The organism is Gordonia soli NBRC 108243 (assembly GCF_000334455.1).
Lineage (GTDB): Bacteria > Actinomycetota > Actinomycetes > Mycobacteriales > Mycobacteriaceae > Gordonia > Gordonia soli.
The window spans coordinates 75,970-94,259 of record NZ_BANX01000015.1 but is presented as its reverse complement, the minus strand read 5'-3'; the positions used below and the strand labels follow the sequence as shown (position 1 = coordinate 94,259).

Here is an 18,290-nt window from a genome sequence, read left to right as displayed (position 1 = left end):
GGAGACGATGTGGCTGATCGACACGACCTGACCGATGACCGACTGCTCGCCGGGGATCTCGCGACCGAGGCCGGCCGCCTGCTGGTGGACATCAGATCCGATAGTGGACTGTCGGGCAGAGCACTCGGCGACGAGGGTGACGCGCGGTCGAACACCTATCTGCTGGATCGACTGGCCCGCGAGCGGCCCGACGATTCGGTGCTGTCGGAGGAGTCCGCCGACGACAAGTCGAGGTTGCAGGCCGAGCGCGTCTGGATCGTCGACCCCGTCGACGGAACGCGCGAGTACGGGACCGAGGGGCGCACCGACTGGGCGGTGCATGTCGCACTGTGGTCGGCGTCGGACGGTCTGATCGTCGGTGCCGTGGCCTTACCGGCACTGGACATCACGTATGTCGACGACGACTCACTGGTCGAGCCGACCACCGGGCTCGCCTCGGAACCGCGAGGTGATCGACCTCGGGTGGTGGTCAGCGGATCGCGCCCACCGGCGTTCTCGGAGGCTGTCGCCGAGGCCATCGGCGGCGAGGTCTTGTCGATGGGGTCCGCCGGTGCCAAGGCGATCGCCGTCGTGCGCGGTGAGGCCGACGCCTACGTCCACGCAGGCGGACAGTACGAGTGGGACTCGGCTGCCCCGGTCGCAGTCGCACGCTCGAAGGGGTTGTGGTGCAGTCGTATCGACGGCTCGCCGCTGATTTACAACCAGGACGACACCTACCTGCCCGACCTCGTCATCTGTCGCCCGGAACTGGCCGAGCAGATTCTCGCGGTGACGTCGGTGGTCGGCTGACCCGTTCACTCTGCGCTTCTTCCGCCCCGAACTCCTTCTTCCGCGCCCTGCAGGTGGCGGAGGAGGAGGTTCGCGGCGGAAGAACGGGCTGGGTCAGTCGTCGTCTTCGTCGGGAGGCCATATGTAATCGGGGTCTGCGCGGTTGAAGATGCCGGTCGTACCGTCGGGTAGGGAGTCGAATGGCGGGGGTGGTCCGGTGTGCCGGCGCAGGCGGATCGGGGTGTCGGTGGGGATTGCGTGGAGGGCGCGCTCGAGGTCGTTGTATGCCGCGTTGGTTTCTTCGGTGGGGTTTGGGTCGATGTAGACGTCGATGGGGATGTGGTCGGGTGTGTCGAGGTTGAGTAGGACTGTTTCGAATTGTGCGGTCACTACTCCGCGCAGGGCTGCAGCGGTGGCGGCGAATGCGACGGGGTAATAGACGGTTCCGGTGGTGGTCTGTTCGGCAGGGATGCGGGCCCAGGTCGGTAGTGCAGGTGCGGGATGGCCGGGGCGGTGTTTGAGGTAGACGCAGCGGCTGTCGATCTGGTCGGGCCAACCGATACGCCACGCGACCTCGACGACGGGCCGATTTCCGGTTGCGTCGCTGAACTCGTCGATGTCGTTGCAGAGTTCTTCGACGATGAACTCGTTGTGGCGTAGCGGTTCTGATGTCCAGACGGTCGTGTCGATGGCGACCTCCGTGGACACAGCGGTTTGTGTTGCGGTGACTTCGACGGCGTTGATGCGGTCGTCGATGAATCCCAACAAGGCCTGAGAGACGTCGGTGTTGAGCGTGAACTCGTGCCGTGACGAACACAGCAACTGGAGTTGATGCTGGGCGAGGGCGACGAACTCGGTTTCGCTGGTTTCGGTGACGGTTTCGAGTTGGCGTGCGGCACGTGCGGGATCGGGGTCGGTGAAGCGGGTCAACCGGATTGCCGCAGTCTGGATGCGTGGGTCGGGGTGGTGATACCAGCTGTAGATGAGTCCGGTCAGACCGTCGATCTGGTTGCGGTGTGACGGGGTGCGTTCGAGGTGGTCGGCGAGTTCGTCGAGGACCGCGACCTGGATAGCGATCGGCAGTTGAGGGAACAGGGAAACCACCGACACAGGATCGAGGATCGTGGTCGGGTCCAGTGCGGTGCGGACGACAGTCGCGATGTCGCCGGCGGCCAGCCGGTGCAGAACGTTTCGGTGGTAGAGGTCGACTCCGGGGATGCTCATCGCGGCCAGTCTGGACTCACCGGCACCACACTGGGGCTCTTGCTTCCCTTGATCCAGAAGCGATGAGTCGGTACATCAAGTCGCCCCTCTCGCCGGTTGTTGTCGAATCCGGTTACGCTCGGCACTTCGACAACCGGTTCATTCCGCGGGCTTTTGAGGCCGATGATACGAGCATCGCCGCTGCGATAAGCGGCGAGAACCTTCTGAGCGTCTTCTTGTGAGAGCACGAAGCCTTTCCGCGAAGGCTGCTTCTTCCAGTCCGGATGATCCTTCAGATGCCTCTGCTGCCGCTGCCAGCTGAGCCTGTCAGACACCGCCGGATTCGGGATGTACCGCTGGATCTCGTCCGGAGGAAGCTTCGAGTTGCGGGTGACGGTCTCGGTGGCTTCACGCAGGACCTTCGCATCGAGCCGGACCGTCGACACAACGCGCGCGAGAACCTGATGGTTGCCCGGTCGGACGGTGTACGTCGCGCTGCAGATGACCGGCGGGCCGGTTCCGTTGGGAGCCATCGTGACCTGCTGAGTGCAGTTCGCCACCTGCGCGCCGTCCACACTCATCGTGACCTGGACGACCGCGGTCACCGATGTGATGGTGACCTTGCTGCCGGCCGCAACCTGGTTCGACAGCGTGTAGGTGAGGACGCAGCCGCTCGCGGTGCAGGGCGCCAGAACCCCATTGCCGTTGGCGCTCAACGTCACCGCGGAGTCGGCGGGATTCGCGCTGGCGGCGCCGAGCATCGCGGGCAGCGGCGCGTAGACATCGGGGCGGTTCGCGGCGCCGACATCGAGGTCGATCGAGGTGTCGTCGTTCTCACCGATGTCGGTGGCCTCGACGTGCCCGACCTCGTCCGATCCGCGTGGACCGGGACCGAGGTCCTCGACGTCGATGGGGTCCTCATCGTCCGAGTCGCTCTCGGTCGATGCTGGGATCGTGCTCGCGCCACCCGTGTCGGGCGTCGCGTTCGGCACCAGGAGCGTTTTCCACCCGCCGCTCGTGGCGGGGACAGCCGTGACGCCGCCGTGATCGACGGGCTCACCGAGCGCGACGTCGCCGTTGCCTGCGAGGTACCCGGCGTCGAGCCGGCCTGCGAGCCGACGGGGCGCCAGATCGGTGCCGAGATCGATGCCGAGCAGGTCCGGCGTGATCCGCGTCCATCGGTCGGCGAATCCGGATGCCAACTTGGGGTCGAAGCCCAGCCCCACCCAACCGACGGCCGAGCCCTTCAACAGGGAGGTACCCGCAGCCGACAGGTACTGGAACTCCCCCAGCGGGAACTTCACCGTCCCCGAGCCGTCACCTTCGTTCGACAACGTGATGTCGATGTCGGCACGGCGCTTCGGGGTGGAGACGGTGCCGGTGTAGTGGCGCGCGGGGGCGTGGGCGAGGGTGTCCTGGGCCGCAAGGAGTCGTGATCGTGCCACCACCTCGGCGGGCAGCGACGCCGACCCCGACGTCGACAGTGGCGCCAGGAGTGAGGCGATCATCGCCGCGATCAAAAGGATCGCGCCGACGCCGAACGTGATCAGACTCGAGCGCACGCTGCGGGGAAGTGGCTCGGGACCACGGGGTGCGGGTGGCCTCGACGGCTGCGGATACTGGGCCTGCGGGTACTGCGCTTGCGGGTACTGGGGCTGTGGGGTTCCGAACGGGTGTCCCGCGATCCTCGATTGTGCGGGTCGGTGGTGTTCCCCCGGACGAAACGACTGCGCACCCTGAGGAGGGAAGCCGTTGGCCATGCGAAGGACCATACAGTCGATGTGGGGTCTGCCGCGCGAAGCAATCCACAGGCTGTCGTCCGATCGGACTAGTGGCGCAACTTCTTCCGCCGCGAACTCGTTCGTCCGCCGCCTGCAGGCAGCGGAAGAAGAGGTCGGGGCGGAGGAACGGATCACGCGGGTCGGAATGGTGCGGCCCCGCGCGGGGTTGACCGAGAGGTCAGCGATCCATCTCAGGAGGCGTCATGTCGCGAACCCAGCTGATCCCGGACGAGAGTCATCCGATCACCGTCGAACCCGATGCACGGCGTGTGCGGGTCTCGGTGGGCGAGACGGTGCTCGTCGACACCACCGACGCACTCGTCCTGCGCGAGGCGTCGTACCCCGAGGTGGCGTACGTGCCCCTCGACCAGATCGACCAGAGTCGGCTGCGCCGCATCGACACCCACACCTACTGTCCGTACAAGGGCGAGGCGTCGTATTACGACATCGTGACCGACGACGGCTCGGTCGAGGGTGCGGTGTGGACGTACGAGCGGCCATACGACGCAGTGGCCTCGATCGCCGGCCACGCCGCGTTCTATCCCGATCGCGTGCAGATCGAGATCGTCGACAACTGAGCCGATCTCGGCGCTCGACGGGCGGTCAGCCCAGCGACTCGACGAAGACCGCGGCGATCGCCTCCAGGCCCGCCTGGTCTGCGGCGGTGAAGCGGTCGGTGACGGGGCTGTCGAGATCGAAGACACCGATCAGTTGATCGCGTGCCACCAGCGGGATCACCAGCTCAGAGCGGCTGTCACCGTCGCACGCGATGTGATCGGGAACGGCGTGGACGTCGGCCACCCGCTGGGTCTCACGTGTGCGCGCGGCCGCCCCGCAGACGCCGCGGTCGAGCGGGATGCGGATGCACGCCGGTTTGCCCTGGAAGGGGCCGACGACCAGCTCGGTGCCGTCGTACAGGTAGAAGCCGACCCAGTTCAGCTGTGGCAGTGAGTGATACACCAGCGCCGAGAGGTTGGCGGCGTTGGCGATGCGATCGGACTCGCCGCTGACCAACCCTCGCGCGGCGTCGGCGAGGTCGGCGTAGCGTTCGGTGATGCTGCCCGTCAGGTCGGGGATGTCGAAACTCATGGCGTCGCCGACTCTACGTCATCCATCCATCCGCGCCACCGGTTGCGGGCGTGCGGAATTCAAACCTGGGTCCCGACTGCGGGCCGCGTCGGTGCGATGATTCTCGCTGTTCTGGACAATGACACCTGAGCGATGGCCGGCGTGCACTGCGCACAGACGGCCGTCGTGAGGTGTCATTTGTCGGGGAGCCGGGAGCCGGGAGCCGGGAGCCGGGAGCCGGGAGCCGGCCAAACCGGTCAGTTCTGCCAGAACTCCGGCTTCATCGAACGCAGGGCGTCGTACGCCGTCTTGTCCGGATACTGGATGCACATGATCGACAGGAGCGTACCGACGAGGAAGACGTTCTTCGTCGCACCGTTCGCCTTGGCGACCGCAGCCTGGGTGTCGTCGTCGAGCTGTACGAACTCGCGGCAGCTCATCGTCGTGGCATTGGCGGGCGCCGGCGGTAGCGGCCGACTCGTCGTGGAGGTCGTCGGGGTGTCGAACTCGGGCTCGCTGGTCTCGATGAACGTCACCGGCGGCGGCGCGGGGTCGGCCACCGGCGAACCGGTCACGGTGCAGGCGGTCATCCCGAGGGTGAGCACGAGTGCGGCGCTGCCGACCACGGCGGCCAGACGCGCGTTCATCGACGCAACCCCGACAGCACGCCTGACAGCGCGGTGGCGATGTCGGTCGCCTCGATGCGCATCAGATCATCTGGCGACAACGCGCTGACGTCAGCGGACGCCGACAGTCGGTATTCGCGCTCCTCTTCGGCCGCCTCGATGATGTTCCGGATGAAACGACCGTTGCCCGCGCCGTCGATGGCGCGGCGAACGGTCGAACCGCTGTCGCGCACTTCGTGATACAGCGGAGTGCAGCCGAGTTCCAGCTCGACGAGGGCCTCGGGGGTCAGTAGTGAGTCGCGTCGGCGCGCGATGTGTTCGCCGATGCGGGCGAGCTCGGACGGCGTGTACGAGTCGAACCGCACGCGACGCGCGAAGCGGGACGCGAGCCCCTCGTTGGCGGAGAGGAAGCGGTCGATCTCCGCGTCGTATCCCGCGATGATCACCACGAGTCGGTCGCGGTCGTCCTCCATCCGGGCCAGCAGGGTGTCGACGGCCTCGCGACCGAACGCGTCGCCGCCCGAGAGGCCCTGCTGGATGAGGGTGTATGCCTCGTCGACGAACAGGACGCCGTCCATCGCCGAGTCGATCAACGCCGATGTCTTGATGGCCGTGCTGCCCAGATGCTCGCCGACGAAGTCGCGTCGGGTCGCTTCGACCACCTTGTCGGAGCTGATGAAGCCGAGGCCGCAGTAGATCTTCGCGATGATCCGGGCAACGGTGGTCTTACCCGTGCCGGGCGGACCGGTGAACGCGAGGTGCAGGCTGCGCGCCGACGTCGACAAGCCCTTGTCGGCGCGGACCTTCGCCAGCAACGCGGCCGACTGCAGCTTGGCCACCTGCTCCTTCACCGAGTCGAGTCCGATCTGCGCCTGGAGTTCGCGCTGCGCCTCCTCGACCAGTTCGTTCCGCTCGACGGGCGAGTCGATCGCCTCACGGGTGAGCATCTGGCCCGACTGCGGTTTGGAGTCGGGATCCCAGGGGTCGGTGCGTTCGGCGATGGACTCCGGTGTCTCGATGACGAGCCGGAAGCTCGGCGACCGGAGCGCATCGGCCGCCGCGGTGTGTCGTGGGTTGCGGGAGTAGGCCTGCTCCAGAACGGATTTCGCCTTGTCCTCGTGGCCTTGCTCGCGTAACGCCAGGCCGTAGGTGAAGAGTGCCTCGGTCGCGCACGATCGGATCGGCCCGTCGATGGCGCCTTCGAGCCGCCGGATGCCCTCGCCGAACATCCCGAGTTGCACGCACGCCGAGCCTGCCATGAAGTCGGCGCCGGCCCGCATGTACGGGTCGCCCCACTTCTCCGAGCGACCGAGCGCCGACAACACGTCGGGCCATCGCTGGGCTCGGAAGTAGGTGGCGGCCTGGACGTACTCGACGACCGGCGAGCGATGAGCTGGCGCGATCTCGTCGAGGACCTCCTGCGCCCCGGCGTAGTCCTTGCCCCGGACCAACGACGCGGCGTACGCGGTCGCTGCCTCGATGCCGTCGGTCATCGGGTAGTCGATGAACAGCCCGGTGTCCCAGCGTCCGACGATGGTGCCGGGCGGGAGTCCGAGACGGCGCTGCTCGACGCCGATGGCGGCGCGTCCGCGATAGAGGGCGAGGATCACCTCGTCGGCATTGTCGCCGCAGGCCAGACGTCCCAACCACGCGTCGGTCATCGACGGGTCCCACTCGCTGGCACGGGTGAAGGCCTTGGCGGCTTGTGCGGGGTTGTCGATGGGCTCCTGTCCCTCGACCGGGATCCCGAGTGAGAGCACGCCGAGGTCGAAGAGTTTTCGCGCCTTGCGGACGTCTGCCATCGGCCCCCCGTGAGTCTCCCGCGCCCCCGGCGCATCGACCGTCTCGATCAAGGCAACAGCCTAGCCGTAACCGGTCCGCGCGGCGGCAGGTGGCGGCGCCCGAGCGCTCGGTCCCCGGTGCGTGGAGACGAGGTGAGAGAGCCCCCGCGCCGACATCTAGAATCTGTGGGGTGAGTGCCCAGGTGGATACCGTCTCGTCCGCAAACCAGACCCCCGATCACCCTCAGCCGTTCCGTGAGCTCGGCCTGAAGGATGACGAGTACGCGCGCATCCGCGAGATCCTCGGTCGGCGTCCCACCGACGCCGAACTGGCCATGTATTCGGTGATGTGGTCGGAGCACTGCAGTTACAAGTCGTCCAAGGTGCACCTGCGCTACTTCGGTGAGACCACGACCGACGAGATGCGCGCCGGCATGCTTGCCGGTATCGGCGAGAACGCCGGTGTCGTCGACGTGGGCGACGGCTGGGCCGTCACCTTCAAGGTCGAGTCGCACAACCACCCGAGCTACGTCGAGCCGTACCAGGGCGCGGCCACCGGCGTCGGCGGCATCGTGCGCGACATCATGGCGATGGGGGCACGTCCGATCGCGGTCATGGACCAGCTCCGTTTCGGTGCCGCAGATGCCCCCGACACCCGCCGGGTCGTCGACGGTGTGGTCCGCGGCGTGGGTGGCTACGGCAATTCGCTCGGCCTGCCGAACGTCGGGGGGGAGACCGTCTTCGACGCCAGCTACGCGGGCAATCCGCTGGTCAACGCGCTGTGCGCCGGGGTGCTCCGCACCGAGGACCTCCAGCTGGCGTTCGCATCCGGTGCGGGTAACAAGATCATCCTGTTCGGCGCCCGGACTGGCCTGGACGGCATCGGCGGGGTGTCGGTGCTTGCGTCGGAGACCTTCGACGACTCCGACGGTGCCGGACCCAGCCGCAAGAAGCTGCCGTCGGTGCAGGTCGGCGACCCGTTCACCGAGAAGGTGCTCATCGAGTGCTGTCTCGAGCTCTACCACGCCGGCCTGGTCGTCGGCATCCAGGATCTCGGCGGTGCCGGCCTGGCCTGCGCGACGTCGGAGCTGGCGGCCGCCGGTGACGGTGGCATGCACATCGACCTCGAGCAGGTCCCCCGTCGCGCCGAGGGCATGACGCCGGCAGAGGTGCTCTCCAGCGAGTCCCAGGAACGCATGTGCGCGGTCGTGACCCCGGAGAACGTGGAGAAGTTCCTGGACGTCTGCCGCAAGTGGGACGTCCTCGCCACCGTCATCGGTGAGGTCACCGACGGTGAGCGGCTCGTCATCACGTGGGACGGCGAGACCGTCGTCGACGTGCCGCCGCGCACCGTCGCACACGAAGGGCCGGTCTACGAGCGTCCGCTCGCGCGTCCGGACTGGCAGGACGAGGTGGTCGCATCGACGACCGCTCCGCTGCAGCGACCGGAGACCCCCGATGAACTGCGCAGCACGCTGCTGACGCTCATCGCGTCACCTGCGCTGTGCAGCCGCAAGTTCATCACCGAGCAGTACGACCGGTACGTGCGCGGCAACACAGTGCTCGCCGACCAGGCCGACTCCGGCGTGATCCGCATCGACGAGAAGACCGGCCGCGGTATCGCACTGTCCACGGATGCGTCGGGTCGCTACACCTTCCTCGACCCGTATCGCGGCGCGCAGCTCGCGCTCGCCGAGGCGTACCGCAACGTCGCGGTGTCGGGCGCGTCCCCCAAGGCCGTGACCAACTGCCTCAACTTCGGTTCGCCGGAGGACCCGGCCGTCATGTGGCAGTTCCAGCAGGCGGTCCGCGGCCTGGCCGACGGTTGCGCGCAACTGGGCATCCCGGTCACCGGTGGAAACGTGAGCTTCTACAACCAGACCGGCGCGACGGCGATCTTGCCGACCCCGGTGGTGGGTGTCCTCGGCGTCATCGACGATGTGCATCGCCGTATCCCGACCGGCTTCGGTACCGAGCCCGGTGAGACCCTCATCCTCCTCGGCGAGACCCGCGACGAGTTCGACGGGTCGATCTGGTCGCAGGTCACCCACGATCACCTGGGCGGCGTGCCGCCAGAGGTCGATCTCGAGCGTGAGCGCCTGCTCGCCGACATCCTCGTCGCCTCGTCCCGCGACGGATTGATCTCGGCCGCACACGATCTCAGCGAGGGTGGCCTGGCGCAGGCAGTCGTCGAGTCGGCACTGGCGGGCGAGACGGGATGTCGGATCCTGCTGCCCGAGGACGCCGACCCGTTCGTCTGGCTGTTCTCGGAATCGACCGGCCGCGTGCTGGTCTCGGTGCCCCGCACCGAGGAGTCGCGCTTCAGCGCGATGCTCGATGCCCGTTCGGTCCCGTGGGTCCGGATCGGTGTGGTCGACCAGGGCAGTGACTCGGTGTCGGTGCAGGACTACTTCGACGTTCCGCTCGCCGAGCTCCGCGAAGCCCACGAGGGCACGCTTCCCGCACTGTTCGGACAGGGCGCGGTCTGATCTCCTGACGATCTCGTAGTACGGAGCGACTGCGAGAGTCGTTTCGTACTACGAGAACTCGGCAGACCAGGCGGCGACGAGTCCCTCCGCGTCGTCGGTGGTGATCTGGTCGGCCCGGAGTGCGATCAACCTCTCGATCATCGGCAACGTCCGTTCATCGGCGCGATGGATCGTGTACGCGTCGACCCGACGCTCCACGTCGTGGAATGCGCCGATGAGGTCGTGGCCGCGGTCGGCGGCGTGCAGTACGAGACCGTGGTCGAGGTAGATCATCTCCGCCCCTGGTGCGGCCAGCACCGCCTCCGCGACGAAACCGTCGAAATCGCCGCTGCCGACGACACGATCGATGGCGCCGCCGTGGCACGGGTCGTAGCCGATGTGGATGTCGGGGACCCGCGCGGTCAGCGCCGCAACGGCCTCGGCGTCTCCGCACGAGAGGATCGCGTGGTCGGCGATCGGGCGGACCGCCTGCTCGAACGAGTCGAGCGCTGCGACGTCGAGGTCGGCCGCGGTGTCCTTGAAATCCAACTGCAGCAGCGCCTTCGGCGCGATGTCGATTCCGTCGAGTATCTCGGCGAGATCGTCGAGGACCAGGACCCGTGAGTCGGTCGGCTCGCCGCGCGCATCACGGAGGTACAGGGTGCGCAAGGTTGCGGCCCCGAGTTCACCGACCCGGCCGACGCCGGTCGTCGCGCGATCGACCTCGGCGTCGTGCAGGACGGCGAAACCTCGATCTGCGTGGATCACCAGATCCACTTCGACGCTCGCTCCGGCGCGCATCCCCTCGATGATCCGCTCGGCGGTGAACGCCGTGTCGCCGGCTCGGCGTCGCGCCCGGTGCCATTTCAACCAGGTGCGATGCGCGCCGTGGTCGATGGACACCGGCGCGTCGCACACATCGGCGGCTGGGTCGTCATCGGGTCCGCTCATCGGAGCCGACCCTACCGTCCCCAGACGACGTCAGCTGTCCAGACTGCTCTGCAGGTCGATGAGCCAGTGGTGTCGGAGCATCAGTGCGCGTTCGGTGCCGGCCACCAGCAGTGCGACGACCATGGTCACGTGCGCCCAGGTCGGCAGCGTGATGGGGGGAGTGAACGGTTCGACGTAGGTCCGGATCGCCTCGATGTGCGTGAGTGTGTCGGCGAGTTGCATCAGACCCCACGGGAGTGCGATGAGAAGGATTGCGGCCGCGAGGAAACCGATCGCGCTGCTCAGGGCCGGAGCTCGTTCGGCGAGGCGCCTACGGCGCCCCTCGGCGGATCTCGGATCGGGTGTGAGCACCCGCTCGGACCCGTCGTCACCGACGAAATGCATCCGACGCAGTCCGTGACCGCTCGCCTTCACCTCGATCACGCCGGACCCGACCGGGAACATCGCGGGTAGTCGACTCCGCGCATGGTGTCGGCCATCGCGGTACAGGTGGGCCATCGATCCGCTGTCGTCCGTGTAGTCGACGCTGACCGTGTAGTCGCCGTCGTGCAGATGTGTATGAAAACGTGTGCGGCTGAACATGTTCCACCACCGGTAGGGTGGGAGTGGGTGTCCGTCACCGGGCTTCAGGCGGCGGTCCGCCATCCAGCGCTTGCTGTTCGCGAAGACCATTCTGCGGCCCTCCTCCTGTCTCGTGTCCATGTCCGTGTGGATACGAGTTCACCAGGAGTGTGGCCGCACCTGTAGTGAGAAATGTCAGCTCTGGTCATGTGCGGCGGGCGATGTGCGAGGAGTGACTCAGTTCTCGGACTGGTCGGGTTGCACGATCAGCCCGCCGATCATCTTGCGGATGATCTCCATCGCATCGACGCGGGCGCGGTCCCGATCCTCGGAATCGGCGATGGTCATGGACAATTCGGTGAGGGCGCCGTAGTAGACGCTGACGAGCAGCTCGGGTGGATACGGCGCGATGATCCCGTCACCGATCAGGGCCTGCACGGAGCTGACCACCACGTCCCCGAGGTAACCCTGGTCGATCTCCCGCCACCGGGCCCAGCCCAGCGCGATCGGCCCCTGCTGCAACACGATTCGCAGGTATGCGGGTTCGGAGCAGACCGACAGGAACTCACTGATCCCGCGATCGACCGCGTCGAGGATGTCCGAACCGCCGTCGACGGCGACACCGATGCGCCGCGATGCCTCCGCCTCGTGCTCGACGAACACCGCCTCGAACAGGCCCTTCTTGCCGTCGAAGTGGTGGTAGAGCGCACCGCGGGTGAGACCGGCCTCGCGGACGATCTCCTCGGCGGAGAGGGTCGAGAAGTCCCGCTCGGTGAACAGTCGCCGGCCGGTGTCGATCAAGGTCTGTCGTGTGGTTTCGGCGTATTTGTCACGCACCCTTCCCATGCGCACTGTCTATCACATACAGTCTGTATGTCAGATACGCGGGGGATGGGGAGTCGCGAGTGATGCGGTCGGCAGATGTGGTCGTCGTGGGCGCCGGTGTCGCCGGCCTGGTCGCTGCGCGTGAGCTGGGCCGTGCGGGCGTCGACGTGCTGGTCCTCGAGGCGCGCGACCGAGTCGGCGGACGCCTGCTCAACGATGTCCTGCCGGGCGGATCACCGATCGAGGTCGGTGGACAGTGGGTGGGACCGACCCAGCATCAGGTGCTCGGCCTCATCGATGAACTGGGTCTGACGACCTTCCCGACGTACGTGGAGGGGCGACATGTCGCCGAGGTCGGGGATTCGCGGTCGGAGTACACCGGTCGCGTCCCGCGACTGGACCCGATCTCCTTGGCCGACATCGCGCAGACGCAGTGGCGTCTCGATCGTCTGGCGCGCTCGGTGGTGCTGAGCGAGCCGTGGTCGACACCGCAGGCGGCCGAGCTCGACGGGCAGACCTTCGAGACGTGGCTGCGCCGAACGGCGCGCACCTCCCGCGGCCGAGGCTTCTTCCGTCTGATCACCGAAGCGGTGTTCTCAGCCGAACCGTCTGATCTGTCCGCGCTGTGGGCTGCTTTCTACATCGGTTCGGCCGGCGGCGTCGACGCCCTGATCGACACCGCGGGAGGTGCGCAACAGGACCGGGTCGGTGGCGGGTCGCAGCAGATCGCGCTGGCCATCGCCGAGTCCCTCGGGGATCGTGTGATCCTCGACAGCCCGGTGTCCGAGATCGATTGGAACGGTTCGGGGGTCACTGTCCGCACGGGTTCGACGACCATCCGGGCCCGTACTGCGATCCTCGCGGTGCCGCCGCCGCTGGTAGCACGGATCCGGTTCAGCCCGGGTCTGCCCGGGGATCGGGATCAACTCGCGCAGCGGATGCCGATGGGCCGCGTCATCAAGGTCAACGTGGTCTACGACGAACCGTTCTGGCGCAACGCGGGTATGAGCGGTCAGGCGAACAGTGATCGCCGAGCGCTGGGCACGGTGTTCGACAACACCCCGGCGGACGGGGCTCCGGGGGTACTCGTCGGATTCCTCGAGGGTCGGCACGCCGATGTCGGGAGCCGACTCGATCTCCCGACCCGACGTTCGCAGGTGATCGACGACCTCGTCGCCTACTTCGGTCCGAACGCCGGCGCGCCGATCGACTACATCGAGCGTGACTGGGCCGAAGAGGAATACAGCCGCGGCTGTTACGGGGCATTCCTCGCCCCGGGAACCCTGACCCGGTTCGGTCCGGCGTTGCGAGCGCCGATCGGGCCGCTGCACTGGGCCGGGACCGAGACCGCCACGAGGTGGGCCGGATACATCGACGGCGCAGTCGAGTCAGGGCGTCGCGCGGCGCGCGAGATCCGAGCCGTCCTACCCGAACAGGACGCTGCGGCGCCCGTGTAGTCGTCGAGTGCGAGGGGTGCTCGACGACTACCCGGTCCTTCACGGCTGGCCACTCGACGTGGGGCGGCAACCGCCGTCGAATCCGGCGTGATCGTGGTGTCCACATCCGGTGTGAACCGTCGGTGTCGGTCGCCGAACCGACGTCGATCCGCGTGGCCGCGTCCGGGATGTTGTAATCGGTGCCGACGCCGGGCCCCGCCGCCCAGGCCGCTGCCGACGATCCGAGGACCTCGCCATGAATCAGCCGCACCCCGATCCCCAAGGCCCGCACGACGGATACGGCTCTCCGAGCGGGGGCGCCCCGAGTCCGTCCGCAGAGCCCACTGTGTGGGCACAGCCCGCGCCGGGAGCCCCGGGACCGACGTACGGATCGTCGCCGTTCGGCGCAGATCCGCAGGGCGCGAACCAGTATGGCCCCGGTCTGTCGGCGCCGAATCGGCAGTCGGCGGCCCAGTCGTACGCGCCGAACCCGTACGGCGGCAGCCCGTACGAGTCCCCGGCGTACGGCACCCCGGCGTACGGGGCGCCGGTGTACGGCACCCCGGCGAATGTCGGCGCTCCGTATGGGCCGACGTCGTACCCCCAGAACGGCCAGGTGCCGTTCGGGACCCCACAGTTCGCCGGTCAGTACGCACCCGCCCGCGCGTCGGGAGCCACTGCGATCGCGGCGTCGGTGTTGTCCTTCCTGGGAGCGTTGGCCTCGGCGATCGGGGTGATCTCCCTGCTGTTCGTCATCCTCGTGGCGCTCGGCATCGACGGCGCCGACCAGTACTTCCCCGGGTGGTTCGTCGCGCTGCTGGCGGTGGTGGCGGTGATCAACATCGTGGTCGCCGGGCTGTTGGTCGGAGGGGGCGTCGCGGTGTTGCGACGATCGATGGTGGGGCGGACGCTCATCGCATCCGGCTGCGCGATCTATCTGGTCTCCGGACTCGCACTGACCATCTCCCAGTACGCATTCCTCTCCCAGCTCGACACGACGGGTGCCGACGTCGGGGTGGGCGGCATCCTCGGCCAGGTCGCGGGTGTCGTCTTCCCGCTCATCACCCTGGTCCTCGTGCTGGTGCCGTCGACCACTGCCTGGATCAACGACCGACCGGCAGACACCGCGCCTGCGTACTGAGCCGACGCGGGCGGCGGAAAGATCGGCGGAATCGTCCGCCCGAAAGTGAAACGTGTTCTAGTTTGAAGCCATGACGATCCGAGTGGTCGAGTGGTCGACCGGAACCGTGGGTAGGCATGCCATCGCCGGGATCGATGCCCGACCCGACCTCGAACTGGTCGGTGTCTGGGTCTCCGGTCCCGCCAAAATCGGCAAGGACGCCGGCGAGCTGGCCGGGCTGGGGCGAGAGCTCGGGGTGTCGGCGACGAACGATCGGGACGCCCTGGTGGCGCTGCGGCCCGACTGCATCGTGCACACCGCGATGACCGATGACCGCGTCTTCGATGCGATCGAGGATCTGATCTTCTTCATCTCCCAGGGGATCAACGTGGTGTCGAGTGGACCGGTGGTCCTGCAGTTCCCGCATGGGGTGCTGCCCGATGAACTGGTCGAGCGGGTCGAGGCGGCCGGCCGAGAGGGCAACGCCAGCCTGCACGTCAACGGGATCGACCCGGGCTTCGCCAACGACGCACTGCCGCTGTCGATCACGAGTCTCTCGCAGAGGATCGACGAGGTGCGTTGCCTGGAGATCGCCGACTACTCGACGTACTACCAACCGGTGGTGATGAAGTCGATCTTCGGTTTCGGTCAGCCGATGGACTCCACCCCGATGCTGCTGAATCCCGGCGTGCTGTCCCTGGCCTGGGGCAGCGTCGTCCGTCAGATCGCCGCGGGATTGGATCTCACCCTCGATGAGCCGCTGGAAGAACAGTTCGACCGGGTGGCCGCGGACCGCGACTACTCGACCGTGTCGGTGGAGATCCCCGAGGGCACGATGGCGGCATTGCACTTCCAGGTCATCGGGAAGGTCGGGGGAGTGCCGCGGGTGGTGCTGGAGCACTTCACCCGCACGCACCCCGACCAGGCCCCGGACTGGCCGACGCCGGCGAAGGGTGACGGTTGCTACCGGATCATCGTCTCCGGTGAACCGGAGATGGAAGTCGAGTTCACCCACCACGGCAAGCACGGCGATCACAATGTGTCCGGGATGATCGTCACGGCCATGCGCCTGGTGAACGCGGTCGCAGCGGTCGTCGACGCGAAGCCCGGCCTGGTCACCGCGCTCGATCTGCCGCTAATCTCCGGACGCGGGTTGGTCGCCGGGAGCTGACGATCGGGGCCGAGGGTCTGGGCGGGATTCGGCGGGGTCCTGCGGGCGACTCTTCGGATCTTTGGCACGTGAGCGGGCTGCGGTCTGGATATCGCACGGCTGAGTCCGCTCGGGTGCCATTTGTGCGGCGGGGCGGTGGGGCCCTTCCGGATTTTTGACACTTGAGCGGGCTGCGGTGTGGATATCGCAGGGCCGGGCGCGGTGGGGTGCCATTTGTGCGGAGATTCGGCCGGCCACCGTCGCGCCGGCGTGACCGCACGACATCGACGACCGGAAATCCTCGTCAGGTGAACCCTGTTCGCGATCAGCGTGCGCGCAGTCCATCGAGCAGGATCGTGACGACGGGATCGTCGGGTCGCGCGCCCGGCCGGCAGACGGTGGTGCTCACCGCGGTCAGGACGTCGCGGCGGCCCAGATCGTTGCGCATGCTGCCGTCGGACTGCGCCCGATCGATGAGCGCGAGGAGTGCGTCGTCGCTCGCGGTGATCATCTTCGGCAGTTCTGGGTCGCGAACCGGTTGTCCGACAAGCGAATGCGTCAGTCCCAGGGGGAGTTCCGTGCATCGCCGGATCACGCCGGCGAACGCGTCCCACGGGCTCGCGTGGTCCGACGCGGCGGTCGCCTCCGTGATGAGGTCTGTCAGTGCGTGCGCGGCGATCGACTCGAGCAGGCTCTGCCTATCGGGGAAATGGCGGTAGAGGGCGCCGACGCTCACGCCGGCGGTGTCCGCGATCTGTTGCATCGACGCCGATTCGCCGAGGGCCGTCAGTTCGACGACGGCCGCCGTGACGATGTTGTCGCGGTTGCGACGCGCGTCCGCTCTCATGCCGGTTTCCTCCGCACCTAAGGTGAATCTTGCGCTCAGGATATCCGACTGCTTAAGGTGAATTTCACATTCACTTTGAGGAGTCGATCATGGAGATCTCGCTGTCGGTACCGGGTGTTTCCACCTTTGATGCGATGGTCGATGCCGCGCGCTCGGCGTCCGAGGCCGGTTTGAGTGGCGTCTGGCTGAATCAGGTCGACGGTTGGGACGCGCTGACCGCGGTTGCCGCGCTCTCGGCGCACGCTCCCGACCTGGGATGGGGGACGTCCATCGTGCCGACGTTCACTCGTCACCCGTTGGTGCTGGCATCGCAGGCGCTGACGATCCAGGCGGCGACCGGGAACCGATTCTCGCTGGGGGTCGGTCCGAGTCATCCGGCCATCATCGAGGGCGGGTACGGCGTGTCCTACCGGCGGCCGGCGACGCACACGAGCGAGTACCTGTCGGTGCTGCGCCCGCTTCTCCGTGGTGAACGGGTGACCCACACGGGCGAGTGGTTCGGGCTCGACGGTGCGGTGCAGGCTCCGGGCGTGGTCGAACCCGAGGTCCTGCTGTCCGCGCTTGGTCCGCGGATGCTCCGGATCGCGGGCGAACTCGCCGACGGCACCATCGTCGTCTGGGTGCGTCCGGACCACATCGCCCAGGTGATCCGACCCGCGCTGCTGGCGGCAGCCGATGCCGCCGGTCGGGGGGCGACGCCGAAGGTCATTGCCGGGGTCATCGCTACGGTCACCGACCGTTCGTCCGAGGTTCGAGCCGAGATCGACGCGGCGCTGGGGTTCGCGGGCGACCTTCCCGCATACCGATCGTTGCTCGATCGGCAAGGATTGTCGGCGGTCACCGACACGGTCCTCATCGGATCTGCCGATGAGGTCGAGGCCGGCATCGCCGATTTCCGAGACGCTGGTGTGGACGAGCTGATCGTCAGCGTATGGGGATCGGAACCCGCGGAGACCGTCGATGTCCTGCGTGGCGTCGTGGCCCGGGAGCAGTCGATCGCGCGGTGACCGGGAGGACCGCCCAAGGGGGAGTTGGGGTCGACTCGCCGGTACACCGCGCGACCATCGGATTCGATGTCCGAACCCGCGGCGGCACGCACCACACCCGTCGGTATGTACTACGTCATAACCGTCGCTCCGAAAAGGTATACGTGACCGTCGGTAACAGTCAAGACCGCGATCGCGTGATCGCGATCTGATCCAGACCACACGTTTGTCATCTGTTTGCGCACAACCCGGCTGATCGACGCTGGCAAATCGCAAGATTCGGAGACTGCATCGTGGGCCGAATGGAGCCGGGCGTCCCGTATCGCACGATGTGGCGGATGCCCAACGGCATCGTGCTGCAACTGCACGACAGACGGCTGCACGGAACGGTCGTGCTCGACGAACGACACCGAGGCGCGCCCGGATTCGCGGCCAGCGGAGCCGTGACAAGCCTGCTCGACGAAGTTCTGGGCACCGCGATCGCGCCGCTGGAGGTCACCGTCGCGACCACTCGACTCGAGGTCGACTACCTCGCGCCCGTACCCCTGGCGACGACTCTCGCGATCACCACCTGGATCACCCACGATGCCGGTCGTCACCTGTTCGCGGCGGCCGAACTACGTACCACGGGAGGTGTCGTCGCGCAGGCGACAGGTACCTTCCTGGCACGTCCGCCGATGGACTGAGCTCGCTGTCGGCAACCGTCCGACCGCGATCGG

Annotated in this window: 17 protein-coding genes; 8 read left to right on the top strand and 9 right to left on the bottom strand. The window is 67.4% G+C overall.

What is annotated here, in order from left to right; translation table 11 throughout:
* Positions 1-27 precede the first annotated feature (27 nt).
* The gene (locus tag GS4_RS11230) at positions 28-789 is read left to right on the top strand and encodes a 3'(2'),5'-bisphosphate nucleotidase CysQ (protein ID WP_040510298.1); all 762 of its coding nucleotides are present in this window, start codon (positions 28-30) and stop codon (positions 787-789) included.
* Between the two features lie 93 nt (positions 790-882).
* On the opposite strand, the gene GS4_RS11225 is transcribed toward GS4_RS11230, so the two are convergent.
* Both GS4_RS11225 and GS4_RS11220 read right to left on the bottom strand, forming a co-directional pair.
* Positions 883-1,992, bottom strand: a complete 1,110-nt coding sequence (locus GS4_RS11225) for a hypothetical protein (protein ID WP_007620577.1) — start codon at positions 1,990-1,992, stop codon at positions 883-885.
* On the bottom strand, positions 1,989-3,479 hold the full coding sequence (locus tag GS4_RS11220; protein WP_157226589.1) for a polymorphic toxin type 50 domain-containing protein: 1,491 nt from the start codon (positions 3,477-3,479) through the stop codon (positions 1,989-1,991). The genes GS4_RS11225 and GS4_RS11220 overlap by 4 nt, the downstream gene beginning before the upstream one ends.
* A gap of 476 nt (positions 3,480-3,955) precedes the next feature.
* Here GS4_RS11220 and GS4_RS11215 point away from each other — a divergent pair, with 476 nt between their 5' ends.
* Positions 3,956-4,330, top strand: coding sequence for a DUF427 domain-containing protein (locus tag GS4_RS11215; protein WP_007620575.1), 375 nt, complete (start codon positions 3,956-3,958; stop codon positions 4,328-4,330).
* A gap of 25 nt (positions 4,331-4,355) precedes the next feature.
* Here the strand turns inward: GS4_RS11215 and GS4_RS11210 are convergent, their stop codons facing one another.
* The 3 genes from GS4_RS11210 to eccA all read right to left on the bottom strand — a co-directional run bounded on the left by GS4_RS11210 (position 4,356) and on the right by eccA (position 7,248).
* Entirely contained in the window at positions 4,356-4,841 is a 486-nt protein-coding gene (locus GS4_RS11210) for a free L-methionine (R)-S-oxide reductase MsrC (RefSeq protein WP_007620574.1), read from the bottom strand.
* 236 nt (positions 4,842-5,077) lie between these two features.
* The gene (locus GS4_RS11205; RefSeq protein ID WP_007620573.1) at positions 5,078-5,467 is read right to left on the bottom strand and encodes a hypothetical protein; all 390 of its coding nucleotides are present in this window, start codon (positions 5,465-5,467) and stop codon (positions 5,078-5,080) included.
* Positions 5,464-7,248, bottom strand: a complete 1,785-nt coding sequence (gene eccA / locus GS4_RS11200; protein WP_040510256.1) for a type VII secretion AAA-ATPase EccA — start codon at positions 7,246-7,248, stop codon at positions 5,464-5,466. The genes GS4_RS11205 and eccA overlap by 4 nt, the downstream gene beginning before the upstream one ends.
* A gap of 170 nt (positions 7,249-7,418) precedes the next feature.
* On the opposite strand from eccA, the gene purL reads away from it, so the two are divergent.
* The gene (gene purL, locus GS4_RS11195) at positions 7,419-9,716 is read left to right on the top strand and encodes a phosphoribosylformylglycinamidine synthase subunit PurL (protein ID WP_007620570.1); all 2,298 of its coding nucleotides are present in this window, start codon (positions 7,419-7,421) and stop codon (positions 9,714-9,716) included.
* Positions 9,717-9,764: 48 nt separating this feature from the next.
* On the opposite strand, the gene GS4_RS11190 is transcribed toward purL, so the two are convergent.
* The 3 genes from GS4_RS11190 to GS4_RS11180 form a co-directional block, all read right to left on the bottom strand.
* Positions 9,765-10,646, bottom strand: coding sequence for a glycerophosphodiester phosphodiesterase (locus tag GS4_RS11190; RefSeq protein WP_007620568.1), 882 nt, complete (start codon positions 10,644-10,646; stop codon positions 9,765-9,767).
* Positions 10,647-10,676: 30 nt separating this feature from the next.
* Positions 10,677-11,318: a hypothetical protein gene (locus GS4_RS11185; protein ID WP_007620566.1), complete on the bottom strand. Its 642-nt coding sequence runs from the start codon at positions 11,316-11,318 to the stop codon at positions 10,677-10,679.
* Positions 11,319-11,444: 126 nt separating this feature from the next.
* Complete coding sequence (locus tag GS4_RS11180; protein ID WP_040510255.1) at positions 11,445-12,053, bottom strand: TetR/AcrR family transcriptional regulator; 609 nt, start codon at positions 12,051-12,053, stop codon at positions 11,445-11,447.
* A 62-nt stretch (positions 12,054-12,115) separates the two neighbouring features.
* Here GS4_RS11180 and GS4_RS11175 point away from each other — a divergent pair, with 62 nt between their 5' ends.
* From GS4_RS11175 to GS4_RS11160, 3 genes are all read left to right on the top strand, one after another.
* Positions 12,116-13,489 carry a flavin monoamine oxidase family protein gene (locus GS4_RS11175; RefSeq protein ID WP_007620562.1) on the top strand — a complete coding sequence of 458 codons (1,374 nt, stop codon included), beginning with the start codon at positions 12,116-12,118 and terminating at the stop codon, positions 13,487-13,489.
* Between the two features lie 235 nt (positions 13,490-13,724).
* On the top strand, positions 13,725-14,609 hold the full coding sequence (locus GS4_RS11165; RefSeq protein WP_007620560.1) for a hypothetical protein: 885 nt from the start codon (positions 13,725-13,727) through the stop codon (positions 14,607-14,609).
* A 70-nt stretch (positions 14,610-14,679) separates the two neighbouring features.
* The gene (locus GS4_RS11160; protein ID WP_007620558.1) at positions 14,680-15,759 is read left to right on the top strand and encodes an NAD(P)H-dependent amine dehydrogenase family protein; all 1,080 of its coding nucleotides are present in this window, start codon (positions 14,680-14,682) and stop codon (positions 15,757-15,759) included.
* Between the two features lie 304 nt (positions 15,760-16,063).
* Here the strand turns inward: GS4_RS11160 and GS4_RS11155 are convergent, their stop codons facing one another.
* Positions 16,064-16,585 carry a TetR/AcrR family transcriptional regulator gene (locus GS4_RS11155; RefSeq protein WP_007620556.1) on the bottom strand — a complete coding sequence of 174 codons (522 nt, stop codon included), beginning with the start codon at positions 16,583-16,585 and terminating at the stop codon, positions 16,064-16,066.
* An 89-nt stretch (positions 16,586-16,674) separates the two neighbouring features.
* Here GS4_RS11155 and GS4_RS11150 point away from each other — a divergent pair, with 89 nt between their 5' ends.
* Together GS4_RS11150 and GS4_RS11145 are read left to right on the top strand one after the other, a co-directional pair.
* A complete protein-coding gene (locus GS4_RS11150) occupies positions 16,675-17,592 on the top strand; it encodes a TIGR03564 family F420-dependent LLM class oxidoreductase (protein WP_007620554.1) in 918 nt (305 codons plus the stop codon).
* 281 nt (positions 17,593-17,873) lie between these two features.
* On the top strand, positions 17,874-18,257 hold the full coding sequence (locus tag GS4_RS11145) for a PaaI family thioesterase (RefSeq protein ID WP_157226588.1): 384 nt from the start codon (positions 17,874-17,876) through the stop codon (positions 18,255-18,257).
* The last annotated feature ends 33 nt before the right edge of the window (positions 18,258-18,290 follow it).